Source organism: Micromonospora sp. WMMD987, assembly GCF_029581435.1.
In the GTDB taxonomy this organism is placed as follows: domain Bacteria; phylum Actinomycetota; class Actinomycetes; order Mycobacteriales; family Micromonosporaceae; genus Micromonospora; species Micromonospora rifamycinica.
Genome location: NZ_CP120861.1, coordinates 3,877,515 through 3,893,214 on the forward strand (window position 1 = coordinate 3,877,515; position 15,700 = coordinate 3,893,214).

Here is a 15,700-nt window from a genome sequence, read left to right on the forward strand (position 1 = left end):
CGGTCATGGCCGAATCCCACGACCAGATCGCCACCCGGAAGCGGAACGGACGACACGGCGGCCGACCACCGACGTTCGACCCGGTCGACCACCGGCACCGTAACCAGGTCGAACGCGGCTTCAACCGGCGCAAACAACCGGCGCGGCCCCGCCACCCGACACGACAGACTCGCCGCCAACGTCCAGGCCACCTCCGCCCTGGTCGAAACCCTCGACCGGCCACGCGCCGCCTGCGACAACCAAGACCCGCGAGGCGGAACCTAGCGGACCGCCTCCCGACCATCGAGCCCCGGCACAGGTGGGCGGCCGTCGGTTCCACGACGTGGCCCCGAGGTGTCGGTCAAGGCTGGACCCGCTACGTGGCGCTGCGGTTGGTCCAGTTCCACCAACTCCCGTTCCACCACCGGCTCCACAGGTTGCCGCCGGTGTCGAGGAGGAAGAGCGCCGGTCGGCTGGAGTTCTGTGGCGCGACCACGGCTGAGCCGCCCACCGCCGGCTGGAACGGTGGGTTCTGGTCGCTCCAGTACCAGTTCGACCCGTCCCAGTAGTTGATCCACAGTCCGCCCTCACCGGTACGGTGGAAGGAGAACGGGGAGGTGCCGTCGACTGAGAGGACGCCGAGCGGGGCGGATACCAGCGTCCCACCGGGAGGTGAGCCCAGGTTGTGCCACTGCCATCCGGCCTCGGACCGCCAGCGGATCCAGGCGTTGCGGTCGGAGCCGAGGGCGAAGAGGTACGGGCGGGCGTTCGGCGCCACCTGGATGGCGTTCTGCGCGCCGAGGGCGTTGCTGCCGGAGTCGAGGCTGACCCCGGGATTTCCCAGGTCGTTCCAGATCGCGGCCTGACCGTCGACCCGGGTGCTCCAGAGGTGTCCGTAGTTGCCGACGACGTAGACCTGTGGGGTGCCCTCTTCCAGCAGGACGCCGAGCGGTCCGTAGGCGGAGATGCCGTCGGGGGGCGAGCCGAGGTTGGCCCAGGACCAGACCGCACCGTTCCACCGGTTGACCCAGATCGTCTCGTCGCCGTCGCTGCGGACGAAGATGTACGGGCTGGTGCCGTCCACGGCGACGGCGGCGAAGCTCGGCCAGCTCACGAAGTTCGATCCGGGTGGTGCGCCCTGATTGCGCCACTGCCACGCGGTGAGCGACCTCCACAGGCTCCAGAGGTTGCCGTCGGTGCCGAGGACGAAGGCGTACGGCCGGCTGAAGGCGTCCACGATGGTCACGCCAACCGGCATCCGGATCCCGACCCCCGGCGGGGTGCCCATGTTGGACCAGTTCCACCCCTGGGTCTGGTCCTGCCAGTTGATCCAGAGGTTGCCGTCGGTGCCGATGGTGAAGACGTACGGATAGCGGTCACCGACGGCGACCGTCCCGACGATGGTCCGTACCGGGGGCGGGGCGGTGTCGGTGGCGGAGCGGGTGAGGAGCTGCCCGCCGGTCGCGGACCGCGTCGCCGCCGGTTCCGGCCCGGCCGCTGCGGCCGTCGGGGTGGTGCCGACCGTGGCGGCCAACGCGACGGTCGCGACGGTCGCCAGCATCCGGCGGACCATGGTGCTGCCTCTCATGGTGTCCTCTCGTGGCAGGAGCAATGCCTTGAATCATGAGGATCACTCGCGTCACCACAGTCGCCAAGCCGATCCGGTCGACTTCCCGACGCGGGTTCCGCATCCGCGGGAGCGACGACTCGGCGCTGTCCGGCGTTGGCGTGGCCGAGGCGGCGCTCGCCCTGTCCCCCGGCCAGCCCCGGTCCGGGGAACGGTGCACCTCGGACGTCGTCGACGCACGGCGGCTCCTGGCGGGCCTCCGACACCGGCTGCCGGAAACCACAGGGGGTCCAGATCAGACAGCAGGGCGCTGCTGTCTGAGAGCCGGCGGGAGTCGGAGCTATGCGGTCGCTTCGCGGAGCGGACGCCAAGCACCGACCGTCACCGCGGTCATGGCCGCGGCGGCGATCCAGAACGGAGTCGTGATTCCCCAGGCGCCCGCCAGAAGGCCGCCGAGAAGGAAGCCCAGCGCGGCTCCCCCCAGATCCAGTAGCGAGTACACGCCGCCGACCCGGCCACGCAGGCCGGAAGCAACCACCCGTTGGCGGATCGACGTGACGATCACACCCCACACCATGGCGTGGATGCTGAAGCCCACCAGGACCACGGCCGCCACCCAGGGTGTCGTCGTCACCGCCAGGGTGACGTGCGTGACGACCTCGATCACGAGTCCGGCCCGCAGCACCGCAGTGCTACCGAACGCGTGGGCGAGCTTCGCCGCGACCGTGGCCCCGAACAGGCCACCGACGGCGAACGCGGTCAGCAGGAATCCATAGCCGACCTCGGACAGGCCGAGCCGCTGCCGGCAGTAGATGACGAACACCGCGAACGCCGCGCAGAACGCCAGGTTGCCGATGCCCATGCTGATCGCCAAGGTCCGCACCAGACGCTGCCGCCACAACCACCGCACCCCATCGACGATCTCGCCGCGCAGCGTGGTCCGCGGCCCAGGCTGCTGCACCGGCGGCACCGGGCGAATGCCCGCAATCAACACGGCGGCGACCACGAACGTCAGGGCGTCGAAGCCGAATGGTGCGGCGGCTGCGACGACGAACAACCACGCGCCGAGCGGCTTGGCGACGAACTGCTGACCGATGGTGAAGGTGGCCGCGAGCCGGGCGTTGGCACTGGGCAGCCTCTCAGGCACGACCACGGCCGGCAGCAGCGCCCCCATGACGGTGTCCGCGAGAGTCTCGCCGGTCCCGAGCAGAAACACCACCGCGTAAATGATCGGCACCGTGACCGTATGGGTCGCGACGGTCGCTGCCAGGGCGGCCAGGGCCACACCGCGGGCCAGGTTCACCACCACGATGAGCAGCCGCCGGTCGAGCCGGTCGACATAGGCCCCGCTCACCAGAGCGAACAGCAGCCAGGGCAGTTGCTGGGCAAAGGCGGCACCGGCGACCAGCCGGGCATCGTTGCTGACTGACGCGACCAGCAGCGGTCCGGCGGCCATGGTGACACCGTCACCGATGTTCGACACTGCCGAAGCGGTCCACAGCCGGATGAAGTCCGCGCCGAGACGCGCGGATACAAGGGAACGCAAAAGAACTCCTCGAGCCAGATCGGAAACGGTCGGATCCAGGGACCGTCTCGCGGCGAGGAGCACCGCGCCGCCGGGCTACCCGACGGGGATGAGCAATGAGCGGGCGGTCTGCTCTCGCAGCGAAACGACGACCGTCACCATGTCAAGGCGCATCTCATCTCCCCACTGTCACTCACCGTCTTCCATAGACTACCGCCGGTGCACCACTCAGCACACGTCGCTCAACCGCGAACGGACGCTGGAACCGAGAGACCTTCGTCAGGCCCAGATGCTCTCAGCGTGGACCCCTGAGGAGAGCTCCGCGTAGGACGGCGGACGGGTCCGCGCTGAGATCGAGGGGGTCCGGCGCGACATCCGCGCGGACGAGCAGGTCACCGACGGCGGCGATCATGGCGCCGTTGTCGGTGCAGAGCCGGGGTGACGGAACTCGTAGCCACACGCCGGCGGCGGCGCAGCGCTGTTCGGCGAGTTGCCGCACCCGGCTGTTGGCGGCGACGCCACCGACGAGGAGCAGCGTGTCGGCCTGGTGGTCGCGGCAGGCGGCCAGGGCCTTGCGCGTGAGGGTGTCCGCGACGGCCTCCTGGAAGGAGGCGGCGACGTCGGCCAGCGGTAAGGGTTGGTCACCGTGTTTCTCGATCCAGCGGGCCACGGCGGTTTTGAGACCGGAGAAGGAGAATCGGTAGGGCGGGTCGTGGGGGCCGGTCATGGGACGGGGGAAGGTGATGGCGTCAGGGTCGCCGTCGCGGGCGATGCGGTCGATGACGGGTCCGCCGGGGTAGGGCAGGCCGAGGAGGCGGGCGACCTTGTCGAAGGCTTCGCCGGCGGCGTCGTCGACGGTGTCGCCGAGATGGAGGACGGGGTCACGGGCGAGGTCGCCGAGCAGGAGGAGTGAGGTGTGCCCACCGGAGACGACGAGGGCGACGCAGCGGCGGGGTAGGGGGCCGTGTTCGAGGGTGTCGACGGCGGCGTGGCCGGCGAGGTGGTGCACCCCGTAGAGGGGTACGCCGAGGCTGAGGGCAAATGCCTTGCCAGCGGCGAGGCCCACCTGCACGGCGGTGGCGAGGCCGGGGCCGGCGGTGGCGGCGACAGCGTCGATGTCGCCGAAGCTGATCCCCGCGCGGTCGAGGGCGTGCCGGACCATGGGGGTGACGGCGTGCAGGTGGGCGCGGGCGGCGATCTCGGGTACGACGCCGCCGAAGCGGGCGTGTTCGTCCATGCTGGTGGCGAGGGCGTCACCGAGCAGGACGCCGTCGGCGACGATGCCGACACCGGTCTCGTCGCAGGAGGTTTCGATGCCGAGGACGATCGGCACCGGTCAGGCGTCCTGCGCCGTGCCTGCGCCGACGCCGGGGTGTTCGGCGCTGGCGGCGAGGATCTGTTTGCGGAGTCTGGTGGGGAGCCGGTCGACGTAGGCGAGGCCGTCGAGGTGGTCGACCTCGTGTTGGAAGCAGCGGGCGAGGGTGCCGGTGCCGTCCAGCCGGATCTCCCGGCCGTGGAGGTCGAACCCGGTCACGGTGGCGGTGGCGCAGCGGGCCAGGTCGGCGTGCTGGCCGGGCACGGACAGGCAGCCCTCGGAGTCGGTCACCAGCTCGCGGTGCTCGGGTAGGTGCAGCACCGGGTTGATGACGGTGGCGACGGTGTGGGCGCCGGTGGCGTCGGGGCAGTCGACGACGAAGACCCGTGCGTCGACGCCGATCTGGTTGGCGGCCAGACCGACACCGTGGGCGGCGTACATGCTGGCGAACATGTCGGCGACGAGCTGGGCGAGGGCGTCGTCGAAGTCGGTCACCTCGGCACAGCGGCGATGCAGCACGGGGGTGCCGTAACGGGTGATCGGGCGCGGAGTGCCGGTCGAGGTCTGCACAGTTGCCCATCATAGGCAACTGCCATGCATGGGCAGTAAGGGTTCTCCTGCTGCGTGATGCAGCTGGCCAGGCACGGGGTCGGGCCGGGCGGCGGTCAGGGGAGGGGTGGCGCGGCGTCTGGCGCGGTGGGCCCGGACGTGGTTGCGGGTGGCGCACCGGTCGGAGCAGAACCGGCGGCGTCGGTTGCTGCTGTCGTCGAGGAACGCGGTGCGGCATCGGGGTTCCGCGCAGACGCCGAGCCGATCGATGCCCCGATGACACAGCCATACAGCGAGTCCCCACACGGCAGCGGCAAGATATTCAACGGAGGGAGTGCCAGGTGCGGCGACCTGGATATGCCAGTCGCCCGCGCAGGTGCCGGAGATCATCGGCCGAAACCGGTACCGGGTCAGCAGGCCGTTGAGCCGATCGACCGCCTCCCGCTCGTGTCCCGCCGTCACGGTCTGGAACACCTCGCGCAGGCGATGTCCGGCCACCCGCAATGTGTGCAGGTCGGCTTCCGTGGCGAAGTCGCGGAGCCGAGGCTGGTCCGCCGGCAGCACCCACACGTCCGTAGGGTCTTCGAGCCGCGCGTTGGCCAGTGCCGTCGCTCGGAGGGCCAGCGCGTAGCTGCCGGTCAGCCCGCTGCGATTGCCCACCCCGGCGCCGTGAGCGCGTGACGGACGCCCGGGTCTGACCGGAGCCGGGGCACATTGCGCACCGGCGGGTGCGGTCCTCAGCGGGTCGTCGTCCGGCACCGCGCGCACCGACCGTAGACGACGACACCGTGGGGATGACCCGACGGATCCGTGTCGACCCCGACGGCGCGGGCGGCGGCCAGGCTCGCCGCAACCGCCTCGGCCGGCAGCTGCCGCATGTCGCCGCAGGAGCCACAGACGGCATGGTGATGGGCGTCGTCGGCGAGCCCGAAGGTCGTCGTTCTGCCGACCGGCACGGTGTGGGCGATGCCCAGCTCGACCAGTTGCCGCAGCACCCGATGCACCGTCGACAGTTCCACGACCACGCCACGGGCGAGCAGGGCTCGATACACCTCGCTCACGGTGAGGTGCCCGCGGCCACCGACAGCGTGGGCGAGTTGGTCGAGCACTCCGCGGCGGGCCGCGGTGTTGCGCAGGCCAGCGCGGCGTAGTCGCTGCACCGCGGCGTTCACCCGCTCGGTCTCCGACGTGGTCAACCGCCGCTCCTCGCCGCGCAGTCACCGGTTCTATTGCAAGATAGTGGCAAGAGCATAGTTACGGCAGCAACCACGAGGAGTTCTGATGGCGGTCTACACCCTGCCCGATCTGCCCTACGACTACGGCGCGCTGGAGCCGGCCATGTCGGGCCAGATCCTGGAGCTGCACCACGACAAGCACCACGCCGCGTACGTCAAGGGCGCCAACGACGGCCTGGAGCAGCTCGCCGAGGCCCGCGCGAAGGGGGACTTCTCGACCCTGGTCGGCCTGGAGAAGACGTACGCGTTCAACCTGTCCGGGCACGTCTTGCACACGATCTTCTGGGGCAACCTGTCCCCGGACGGCGGTGACCGTCCCGACGGTGAGCTGGCCGCCGCGATCGAGGAACACTTCGGCACGTTCGACGCGTTCGCCGGGCAGCTGTCCGCCGCCACCAAGGGTGTGCAGGGCTCCGGATGGGGCGTGCTGGCCTGGGAACCGCTCGGGCAGCGGCTGATCGTGGAGCAGGTCTACGACCACCACGGCAACGTCGGCCAGGGCTCCATCCCGCTGCTGGTCTTCGACGCCTGGGAGCACGCCTACTACCTGCAGTACCGCAACGTCCGGCCGGACTACGTCGACCGGCTGTGGAACCTGGTCAACTGGTCGGACGTGATCGCCCGCTTCGACGCCGCCCGCGCCACCACGCCGAAGATCTGACGGTGACCAGCCCCACCCCGGCAGCGGCCGAACTGGTCCAACGCGCCGCCGGGGTCATCGCGGCCAAGCATCGCGGTGACCTCGGCGGCGCCGAGGAGCTGCTCGCCGCGTTCGGTTCCGAGCAGGCCAAGAGCCTCGGCTTCTACCTCCTGGCGGACCTGGGCCTCGGGCTGCTCCGCGCGCAGAGCGGCCAGTCCATGGACGATCTCGTACGGGAACTGTCCCTGCTCGTCGCCGTCACCGCCACCCCGCCCGACAGCTGACGGCGGTGGTCATCCGGTCGGTGCCGACGGCGCCACCAGACGTGCCGACGGCACCGACCGGAACGCCCGAGCCCGCGCGGCGCCTGCCGTCTTCCCCCGGCCGGCCCGCCGGCCGCGCCGCGCCGCGGGCCAGCGAGCGGGACGGTCGACCGTGGGGCGTCCCGAACCGCCTCACCCTCCTGCCAATATGATGCAGTTGCAAAGATGAGGCAACAAAGGGGGCGTTGTGCAGACGGCGGAGATCAAGCGGCGCTTCCTGGCGCACTTCGAGGCCAACGGACACACGGTGGTGCCCTCGGCACCGTTGCCCGCGATCTCGGATCCGAACCTGCTGTTCATCAACGCCGGAATGGTGCAGTTCGTCCCCTACTTCCTCGGCCAGCAGGCCGCGCCCTACCGGACGGCCACATCGGTGCAGAAGTGCATCCGGACGCCGGACATCGACGAGGTCGGTAAGACCAGCCGGCACGGCACGTTCTTCCAGATGAACGGCAACTTCTCGTTCGGCGACTACTTCAAGGCCGGGGCGATCCCCCTCGCCTGGGAGCTGTCGACCACCCCGGTGGAGCAGGGCGGTTTCGGGTTGGACCCGGAGCGGATCTGGGCGACGGTCTACCTGGACGACGACGAGGCGTACGACCTGTGGCTCAAGACCGGCGTGCCGGTCGAGCGCATCGTGCGGCGGGGCAAGGCGGACAACTTCTGGTCGATGGGCATCCCCGGCCCGGCGGGTCCCTGTTCCGAGCTGTACTACGACCGCGGCCCGGCCTACGGCGCCGAGGGCGGTCCGGAGGTCGACGAGGATCGCTACCTCGAGTTCTGGAACCTGGTGTTCATGCAGTACGAGATCGCCGACGTGGCGTCGAAGACCGACTTCCGGATCATCGGCGAGCTGCCGAACAAGAACATCGACACCGGGATGGGCCTGGAACGGATCGCCTCGATCCTGCAAGGGGTGGACAACCTCTACGAGATCGACGAAGTACGTCCCATTCTGGCCAGGGCCGCCGACCTGACCGGCAAACGGTACGGTGTGCACTCCGGGCAGGCGGCCAGCCAGTCCCACCCCGACGACGTCCGCCTGCGGGTCATCGCCGACCACGTCCGTACCGCGCTCATGCTCATCGGCGACGGGGTCAACCCGTCCAACGAAGGCCGGGGCTACGTGCTGCGGCGGATCATGCGTCGGGCGATCCGCGCCATGCGCCTGCTCGGCTGGCAGGGCAAGGCCCTGCCCGAGCTGCTTCCCGTCGCCCGCGACTGCATGGCCCCGTCGTACCCGGAACTCGCCGCCGACTTCGACCGCATCTCCTCGGCCGCCTACGCCGAGGAGGACACCTTCCTCGGCACGCTGCGCGCCGGTACCACCATCCTCGACACCGCGATCGCCGAGACCAAGAAAGCCGGACGCTCGTCACTGCCCGGCGACAAGGCGTTCCAACTGCACGACACGTACGGCTTCCCGATCGACCTCACCCTGGAGATCGCCAACGAGCAGGGCCTGACCGTGGACGCCGACGGGTTCCGGGCACTGATGACCGAGCAGCGCACCCGCGCGAAGGCCGACGCGAAGGCCCGCAAGACCGGCCACACCGACCTGTCGGCCTACCGGACGGTGCTGGACGCGCACGGACCCACCGACTGGTTGGCCTACGAGACGCTCGACACCGAATCCCGGGTCGTCGCGATCTGGTCCGGCGGCGCGACGGTGGACACCGCCGGGGCCGGCGACATCGTCACCGTCGCACTGGACCGCACCCCGTTCTACGCCGAGAGCGGCGGACAGGACTCCGACGCCGGCCTGCTCACCGGCCCGAACCTGCGCGCCGAGATCATCGACGTGCAGCGACCGGTCAAGGGCCTGATCGCGCACACCGTCCGGATCCTCGACGGCAGCCTCGCCGTCGGTGACCCGGTGCACGCCGCGGTCGACCCCGAGTGGCGCATCGGCGCCCGGCAGGCCCACTCGGGCACGCACGTCGTGCATGCCGCGCTGCGCCAGGTCCTCGGGCCGAACGCGCTGCAGTCGGGCTCGTACAACCGGCCCGGCTATCTGCGCCTGGACTTCGCCTGGCGCGGCGGCCTGACCGACACCACCCGCAGCGAGATCGAGGAGGTCGCCAATCTGGCGATCCGCCGTGACCTGCCCGTCGAGGTCCGCCACCTGCCGCTGGCACAGGCCCGCGCCGAGGGCGCCCTGGCCCTGTTCGGCGAGACCTACGACGACACCGTCCGGGTCGTCGAGATCGGTGGCGAGTGGTCCCGCGAGCTGTGCGGCGGCACCCACGTCGCGCACTCCGCGCAGATCGGCTCCCTCGCCCTCACCGGCGAATCGTCGGTCGGCGCCGGCCAACGTCGCATCGAAGCGGTCACCGGGATCGAGGCGTTCCGCTACCTGGCCCGCGAACGTGACCTCGTCAGCCAACTCGCCGCCCAGCTCAAAGCCCGCCCCGAGGAACTCCCCGACCGGATCACCACCCTGCTGGCGCGACTCAAGCAGACCGAACGCGAGGCCGACGACCTGCGCGGCCGGCTGATCGACCTGGACGCCGACACGTACGCCGCCAACGCCGTCGACCTCGACGGCGTCGCCTACGCCGGTATCACCACCACCGGCGACGCCCGCCGTCTCGCCGAGAAGGTCCGCGATCGCCTCGGCCGTCGCCCCGGCGTCGTCGGCGTCGTCGCCGGGGCGAGCATCGTCGTCGCCGTCACCCCCGCCGGTGTGCACCGCGGCCTGGCCGCCAACGACCTGATCAAGAGTCTGCTGGCCGGTAAGGGCGGTGGCAACGCCGCGTCCGCCCAGGGCAGAGCCGACGCGGATCCGGCGGAGCTGCTCGACCGGCTGCGGGACCTCGCCCGCGCCGCATGACACCTGACGCCGCTGACCTGCTGGCCGGGATGCAACGTGCCGTGGGGATCGTCGCCGCCCGCCACCGCGGCGACCTCCCCGGCGTCCAGGCGCTCACCGACGCGTTCACCGACGACGCCGAACGCGCCCACGCCTTCCTCCTGCTCACCGAACTCGCCCTCGCGATCACCAGCGACCACACCGGTAGGGAGTTACCCGTCATCGTCCGGGAGATCTCCCTGCGCATCGCCGCCCTCGCCGCCGCCGACTGACCCCACCACCCCAGGTCCCGCCGCCACCGTCCGGCACCCGCACAACAGGATCCGGCCCGGAGACGAACACGTCTGGCACGCGCCCCGGACGCCGGCCGCGGCGGGCGGCGGTGGGGCGGTAGGATCGCGGGCGGTGCTGGTTCGCCCCTCCCGTGCGCGGGTGGGGCGTCGTAAGAGGGAACCCGGTGCGAGACCGGGACTGCCCCGCAGCGGTGAGTGGGAACGACCGCCGTCAACGAAGCACTGGACCGCACGGTCTGGGAAGCGACGGCCAGTAGGCGACCCTGTGTCACGCCCACGAGTCCGAAGACCTGCCAGCGCTGCGCGTACCGCCGGTACGCGCCGTCGGCGGCCTCTCGGGAGGGCCAGGGCGGAATGCCGGTTACGCCGTGGCGTATCCGTCTTCCTCTCGGGTGGTCGTCGGACACCGCGAGGGAAGGACCACCTGTGACCACCTCATTCGGGCAGAGCACCGTGCTCGGCTATCCCCGTATCGGTTCCCACCGCGAGTGGAAAAAGGCCGTCGAGGCGTACTGGGCCGGCACGCTGGACGCCGCGGGCCTGGAGGACGTCGCGGCCGGGCTGCGGGCCGAGGTGTGGCGGACGCTGCGTGACGCCCGGCTCGACGCGATCCCGTCCAACACGTTCTCCTACTACGACCACATGCTCGACACCGCCGTCGCGGTCGGTGCGGTCCCCCGCCGGTTCGCCCGGCTCGGCCTCGGTCACCTCGACACCTACTTCGCCATGGCCCGTGGTGTCGATGCCGCGCCCGCGTTGGAACTCACCAAGTGGTTCGACACCAACTACCACTACCTGGTGCCGGAGATCGACCCCGACACCGTGTTCGCGGCGAATCCGGCAAAGGCGCTGGGCGAGTATGCGCAGGCACGTGACCTCGGCATCACCACCCGTCCGGTGCTGGTCGGGCCAGCCACCTTCCTGCTGCTGGCCAAGGGCGACGACCCGTTCGCCCGGCTCGACGACCTGGTCGACACGTACGCCCGGATCCTCACCGCCCTGGCCGACGCGGGCGTGGCCTGGATCCAACTGGACGAACCCGCCTACGTCGCCGACCGCACCCCGGCCGAGATCGACGGTCTGCGGCACGCCTACCGACGCCTCGGTGAGCTGCCCCACCGCCCCCGGATCTTCGTCGCCACCTACTTCGGTGACCTCGGCGACGCGCTGCCGGCGCTGCTGGACACCCCGGTCGAGGCGGTCGGCCTGGACCTGGTCGCCGGCCCGGGCAACCTGCACCGGCTCGCCGCAGCCGGTCCCCTGCGCGGCAGGACCGTCGTCGCCGGTCTGGTCGACGGGCGCAACATCTGGCGCACGGATCTACGCGCCGCTGTCGCCGCCGGTGCCACGGTCGGCGGACTGGCCGACCACGTGGCGGTGTCCACGTCCTGTTCGCTGCTGCACGTCCCGGTCGACCTGTCCGCCGAGACCTCCCTCGACCCGGAACTGTCCGCTCGACTCGCGTTCGCCCGGCAGAAGGTCGACGAGGTGGTCCTGCTCGGCCGGGCGCTGCGCGACGGCACCACCAGCCTGCCGGCCCCGCCGCCGTCCGTCCCGCCGGCGTGGCGGCACGATGACGTACGCGGCCGGTTGGCGGCGCTGCGCCCCACCGACCGGCACCGCGGCGACTACGCCGAGCGGGCCGCCCGCCAACAGGAACGGTTGGGGCTGCCGGACCTGCCGACCACCACGATCGGCTCGTTCCCGCAGACCACCGAGCTGCGCCGGGCCCGTGCCGCACACCGCGCCGGCACTCTCGACGACGCCGGCTACACGCAGCGGATGCGCGCCGAGGTGGAGCAGGTCATCCGGTTGCAGGAGCGGCTGGGCCTGGACGTGCTGGTGCACGGTGAGCCGGAGCGCAACGACATGGTCCAGTACTTCGGGGAGCAGCTCGACGGTTTCGCCGCCACCACGCACGGCTGGGTGCAGTCCTACGGCTCCCGGTGCGTCCGCCCGCCGATCATCCACGGGGACGTGGCCCGCCGTGCCCCGATGACCGTCGAGTGGTCCACCTACGCGCAGTCGCTGACCGACCGCCCGGTCAAGGGCATGCTCACCGGCCCGGTCACCATCCTGGCCTGGTCGTTCGTCCGTACCGACCAGCCCCTGGCCGACACCGCCGACCAGGTCGCGCTCGCGCTGCGCGACGAGTGCCGCGACCTGGAGGCCGCCGGGATCCGGATCATCCAGGTCGACGAACCCGCCCTGCGGGAGACCCTGCCGCTGCGCCGGGCCGACCAGACGGCGTACCTGGACTGGGCGGTGAACGCGTTCCGTCTCGCCACCAGTGGCGTCGCCGACGACACCCAGATCCACACCCACCTGTGCTACAGCGAGTTCGGCGAGGTGATCACCGCGATCGACGCTCTCGACGCCGATGTCACGAGCATCGAGGCGTCCCGCTCGAAGATGGAGATCCTCGACGACCTCGCCGCGATCGGCTACCGCCGGGGCGTCGGCCCCGGGGTGTGGGACATCCACTCGCCCCGCATCCCGCCCCACGATGAGGTGGTCGACGCGCTCCACCGGGCCGTCGCGGCCGTGCCCGCCCGGCGGTTGTGGGTCAACCCGGACTGCGGTCTGAAGACCCGTGCCTACGCCGAAGTCGAGGCGTCCCTCCGACACCTGGTCGCAGCCGCCATCGAGGTCCGCCGGAGCTGATCGGGCAGGTACGGGCGGGCTCCCTCACGGAGTCCGCCCGTACCTCCTGCGCATTCCGCCTACGGGCAGGCCCGGGCGGCTCGGGTGAGTGCCCTGGGTGCGGCTGGTGTCCGTCTCCTTTGCCGAGTCGGGTGAACTCGACAGGGAGCGGTGCGGTCGCGCGCAGCACCGGATGTCGTGCTGTCGCCGATGGCCGACCCGCCCGCGAAGGTCGCCGAGCTCTCCGCGTGCGGATGCACGTGGGCAGTGGGCAGGTCTTCGGACTCGTGGGCGTCGTGCTCAGGCCTACCGGCCGTGGCTTCCCAGGCCCTGTGGGTCCAGTGCTGATGGCGGCGGTCGTTCCCACTCACTGCTGCGGGGCAGTCCCGGTCTCGCACCGGGTTCCCGCTTGCGCCGCCACCTGGTGGGCGTGGCGGACCGACTGCGGTGTCACGATATCGCGTCGGGTTCCGACACGGCGGCGCTTCCTGCCGCAGCGTCACCTACCGGGGGCGGCAGTGAGTGAATGCGCCGTCGGTGACCATGTTCGCGTCGGGTGGTGCGAGTACGGTCGTCTTCGTCCGGGATGGACGACCATTGTGCCAACTCTCACCAGCCGTGTTCGCCTGGTTGCGCATTGACATCCGGTGTCGCGGGAGATCAGACTGTCGCGACAACTGCAGCAACGCGTGCGCGGGGGAAGTCCGGTCGAAGTCCGGCGCTGGCCCGCAACGGTAGGTCGTCGAGGTGGCAGACACCCTGACGGCGAGCCCGAATACCCGCCGCACGCGTGATGTCCGTTCCCCACCCGTCGTGGCCCACGGGTCGGAGGCCGGTCGATCCTGCCTGTCGGTGGTGGTCGTCCGGGTTCTGACGACCGCCGGGCCGGAAAGGCGCTTCCGATGGTCGTCCGCCTGAGCCGGCACCGCCTGCTCGCCCTGTTCTGCGGCGTACTCGTCGCTCTCACCCTCGCCACACCCGCGACCGCCGTACCCGCACATCCCGGCGTCGACCGGGCCGGGGCCGCCGCCGGCTGGCTCGCGCGGCAACTCGTCGACGGTGAACGATTCGAGGTGGTCTTCGACGGCGTCGCCTACCCCGACCAGGGGTTGACCCTCGACGCGGTGTTCGCCTTCGCCGCCGCCGGTGTCGCCGACGACTTCGGGACACGGGCGCTGGCCTGGGTCACCCGACCGGACGTCCGCGACGGTTACGTCGGTGACGGCGGCACCGAGGCGTACGTGGGCGCGACCGCGAAACTCGCCCTCACGGTGCAGGTACGCGGGGGCGACCCGACCGACGTCGGTGGGGTGGACCTGATCGCCCGGCTGCGGGGGCTGGAATCGTCCAGCGGCCGGTTCACCGACCGGTCGGCGTACGGGAACTACAGCAACGCGTTCAGCCAGTCCTTCGCGATCCTCGCCCTGGACCGCACCGCGCAGGGTGCGCCCGGAACCGCCGCCACCTGGCTGGCCGGGACCCGCTGCCCGGACGGCGGATACCCGCTGCTGCCCGCCCAGCCGGTGTGCACCTCCGATGTGGACGCCACCGCACTGGCGGTGCAGGCGCTCCAGGCGGCGGGCCGCCCGGCCGCCGCTGCCGCCGGGCTGCGCTGGCTGGTGTCGGTGCAGGGCGCCAACGGTAGCTTCGCCGACTCGTCGGGCGTCCCGAACGCCAACAGCACCGGGCTCGCTGCGCAGGCGCTGCGCACCGGCCACCGGCCGTTGGCCTGGGCGCGGGCACGGGCGTTCCTGGTCGGCCTGCAGGTGGGTTGCGGCGCAGCGCCGGCCGACCGGGGCGCGGTCGACTTCGACGGCGGCACCTTCGACCCGGCCACCGCCACCCGCGCCACCGGTCAGGCCGTCCTGGGCCTGACCGGGGACGGCTACGCCACGCTCTCCGCCGCGACCGCCGGTTCCGGCGCACCGGTGCTCACCTGTCCCTGACCTGTCGCGCCGACCCGAACCCGGGAGGACCTGTGTTCCGTCTCCGATCCATCGTCCGTGTACGGCTCGCCAGCCTGGTGGCCGCCGCCGTCGCCGCCGTCGCCCTGACCGCCGTGGAGCCCGCGCCCCAGGCGGCGCACGCCGCAGCCTGCACCGGCACCTCAGGGGTCACCGTCGTTGTCGACTTCGCCGCGCTCGGCGGGGGCGTGCAGGTCGCCTGTGCCCTGGGCGACCCGGCCACCGGGGTGGCCGCCCTGCAGGGGGCCGGTTTCACGGTGACCGGCACCTCGCGCTGGGGTCTGGCGTTCGTCTGCCGGATCAACGGCAAGCCCACGGCCGCGACGGACCCGTGTGTCAACACGCCGCCGGCCACCGCCTACTGGTCGTACTGGCATGCCCCGGCGGGCGGGTCGTGGTCCTACAGCTCCTCGGGCGCCAGCGGCTACAACCCGGCTCCGGGCAGTGTCGAGGGCTGGGCGTTCGGGGCGGGCGCCGCGCCGAGCATCGCCGCACCCTGACCCGGACCGCAGCCCTGGTGTGGCCGGTGCGTCGGCTGCCGGCTGCCGCCCTGGCGTCCTGTGACGCCAGGGCGGTACCGTGTCGACATCCGGTGCGCCGGGTGCTCAACTGCATACGTCCCGTGTGGGGGGAAGCCGGTAGAGGCCGGCGCTGACCCGCAACCGTGAGCGAGGGGTCCTCTCGCGAGCCGGAATGCCCCGCCCGGGACGAGCGGCTTCCACTGTCGAGGTCTACAGGGTGAGGTCCGGGCTGCCGTCGACGGTCCGTTCACCCCGCTCGCCGCAGCGCGCGGAGCGGGATGACGGGTCCGGGGAGGGTGTGTTCCGGAGTTCTCACCGACCGCTCTGCGAAAGG

13 protein-coding genes and 4 riboswitches are annotated in these 15,700 nt (G+C 71.4%); of the genes, 7 read left to right on the plus strand and 6 right to left on the minus strand.

Annotation, left to right across the window (positions count from 1 at the left end):
• Positions 1-355 precede the first annotated feature (355 nt).
• The 6 genes from O7612_RS16320 to O7612_RS16345 form a co-directional block, all read right to left on the minus strand.
• Positions 356-1,567 (minus strand): hypothetical protein, encoded by a 1,212-nt coding sequence (locus O7612_RS16320; protein WP_282265270.1) that lies wholly within the window; start codon positions 1,565-1,567, stop codon positions 356-358.
• 319 nt (positions 1,568-1,886) lie between these two features.
• The gene (locus tag O7612_RS16325; RefSeq protein WP_282265271.1) at positions 1,887-3,092 is read right to left on the minus strand and encodes an MFS transporter; all 1,206 of its coding nucleotides are present in this window, start codon (positions 3,090-3,092) and stop codon (positions 1,887-1,889) included.
• A gap of 274 nt (positions 3,093-3,366) precedes the next feature.
• A complete protein-coding gene (tsaD, locus tag O7612_RS16330) occupies positions 3,367-4,404 on the minus strand; it encodes a tRNA (adenosine(37)-N6)-threonylcarbamoyltransferase complex transferase subunit TsaD (RefSeq protein ID WP_282265272.1) in 1,038 nt (345 codons plus the stop codon).
• 3 nt (positions 4,405-4,407) lie between these two features.
• The gene (gene def, locus O7612_RS16335) at positions 4,408-4,956 is read right to left on the minus strand and encodes a peptide deformylase (RefSeq protein WP_282265273.1); all 549 of its coding nucleotides are present in this window, start codon (positions 4,954-4,956) and stop codon (positions 4,408-4,410) included.
• A gap of 9 nt (positions 4,957-4,965) precedes the next feature.
• Positions 4,966-5,595, minus strand: a complete 630-nt coding sequence (locus O7612_RS16340; RefSeq protein ID WP_282265274.1) for a CGNR zinc finger domain-containing protein — start codon at positions 5,593-5,595, stop codon at positions 4,966-4,968.
• A gap of 77 nt (positions 5,596-5,672) precedes the next feature.
• Positions 5,673-6,131 carry a transcriptional repressor gene (locus O7612_RS16345; RefSeq protein ID WP_282265275.1) on the minus strand — a complete coding sequence of 153 codons (459 nt, stop codon included), beginning with the start codon at positions 6,129-6,131 and terminating at the stop codon, positions 5,673-5,675.
• Positions 6,132-6,216: 85 nt separating this feature from the next.
• Between O7612_RS16345 and O7612_RS16350 the strand changes: the two genes are divergently transcribed.
• The 7 genes from O7612_RS16350 to O7612_RS16380 all read left to right on the plus strand — a co-directional run bounded on the left by O7612_RS16350 (position 6,217) and on the right by O7612_RS16380 (position 15,345).
• Positions 6,217-6,831, plus strand: coding sequence for a superoxide dismutase (locus O7612_RS16350; protein WP_282265276.1), 615 nt, complete (start codon positions 6,217-6,219; stop codon positions 6,829-6,831).
• 2 nt (positions 6,832-6,833) lie between these two features.
• Positions 6,834-7,094, plus strand: a complete 261-nt coding sequence (locus O7612_RS16355; protein WP_282265277.1) for a superoxide dismutase — start codon at positions 6,834-6,836, stop codon at positions 7,092-7,094.
• A gap of 226 nt (positions 7,095-7,320) precedes the next feature.
• A complete protein-coding gene (alaS, locus tag O7612_RS16360) occupies positions 7,321-9,966 on the plus strand; it encodes an alanine--tRNA ligase (protein ID WP_282265278.1) in 2,646 nt (881 codons plus the stop codon).
• Positions 9,963-10,217, plus strand: coding sequence for a superoxide dismutase (locus tag O7612_RS16365; RefSeq protein WP_282265279.1), 255 nt, complete (start codon positions 9,963-9,965; stop codon positions 10,215-10,217). Before alaS ends, O7612_RS16365 begins: the two co-directional genes overlap by 4 nt.
• A 120-nt stretch (positions 10,218-10,337) precedes the next feature.
• Positions 10,338-10,551, plus strand: a riboswitch (cobalamin riboswitch).
• Between the two features lie 113 nt (positions 10,552-10,664).
• Positions 10,665-12,902: a 5-methyltetrahydropteroyltriglutamate--homocysteine S-methyltransferase gene (gene metE, locus O7612_RS16370; protein ID WP_282265280.1), complete on the plus strand. Its 2,238-nt coding sequence runs from the start codon at positions 10,665-10,667 to the stop codon at positions 12,900-12,902.
• Between the two features lie 231 nt (positions 12,903-13,133).
• A riboswitch (cobalamin riboswitch) is annotated at positions 13,134-13,339 on the minus strand.
• A gap of 205 nt (positions 13,340-13,544) precedes the next feature.
• A riboswitch (cobalamin riboswitch) is annotated at positions 13,545-13,683 on the plus strand.
• Between the two features lie 100 nt (positions 13,684-13,783).
• The gene (locus O7612_RS16375) at positions 13,784-14,827 is read left to right on the plus strand and encodes a peptidase (RefSeq protein ID WP_282265281.1); all 1,044 of its coding nucleotides are present in this window, start codon (positions 13,784-13,786) and stop codon (positions 14,825-14,827) included.
• Between the two features lie 32 nt (positions 14,828-14,859).
• Positions 14,860-15,345 (plus strand): hypothetical protein, encoded by a 486-nt coding sequence (locus tag O7612_RS16380; protein WP_067309705.1) that lies wholly within the window; start codon positions 14,860-14,862, stop codon positions 15,343-15,345.
• 82 nt (positions 15,346-15,427) lie between these two features.
• Positions 15,428-15,566: riboswitch (cobalamin riboswitch) on the plus strand.
• Positions 15,567-15,700: the final 134 nt, after the last annotated feature.

Excerpts from the sequence above, each read along its gene's own strand:
- O7612_RS16320 (WP_282265270.1), bottom strand. The coding sequence starts at position 1,567 with ATGAGAGGCAGCACCATGGTCCGCCGGATGCTGGCGACCGTCGCGACC.
- O7612_RS16350 (WP_282265276.1), top strand. The coding sequence starts at position 6,217 with ATGGCGGTCTACACCCTGCCCGATCTGCCCTACGACTACGGCGCGCTG.
- O7612_RS16365 (WP_282265279.1), top strand. The coding sequence starts at position 9,963 with ATGACACCTGACGCCGCTGACCTGCTGGCCGGGATGCAACGTGCCGTG.
- O7612_RS16375 (WP_282265281.1), top strand. The coding sequence starts at position 13,784 with ATGGTCGTCCGCCTGAGCCGGCACCGCCTGCTCGCCCTGTTCTGCGGC.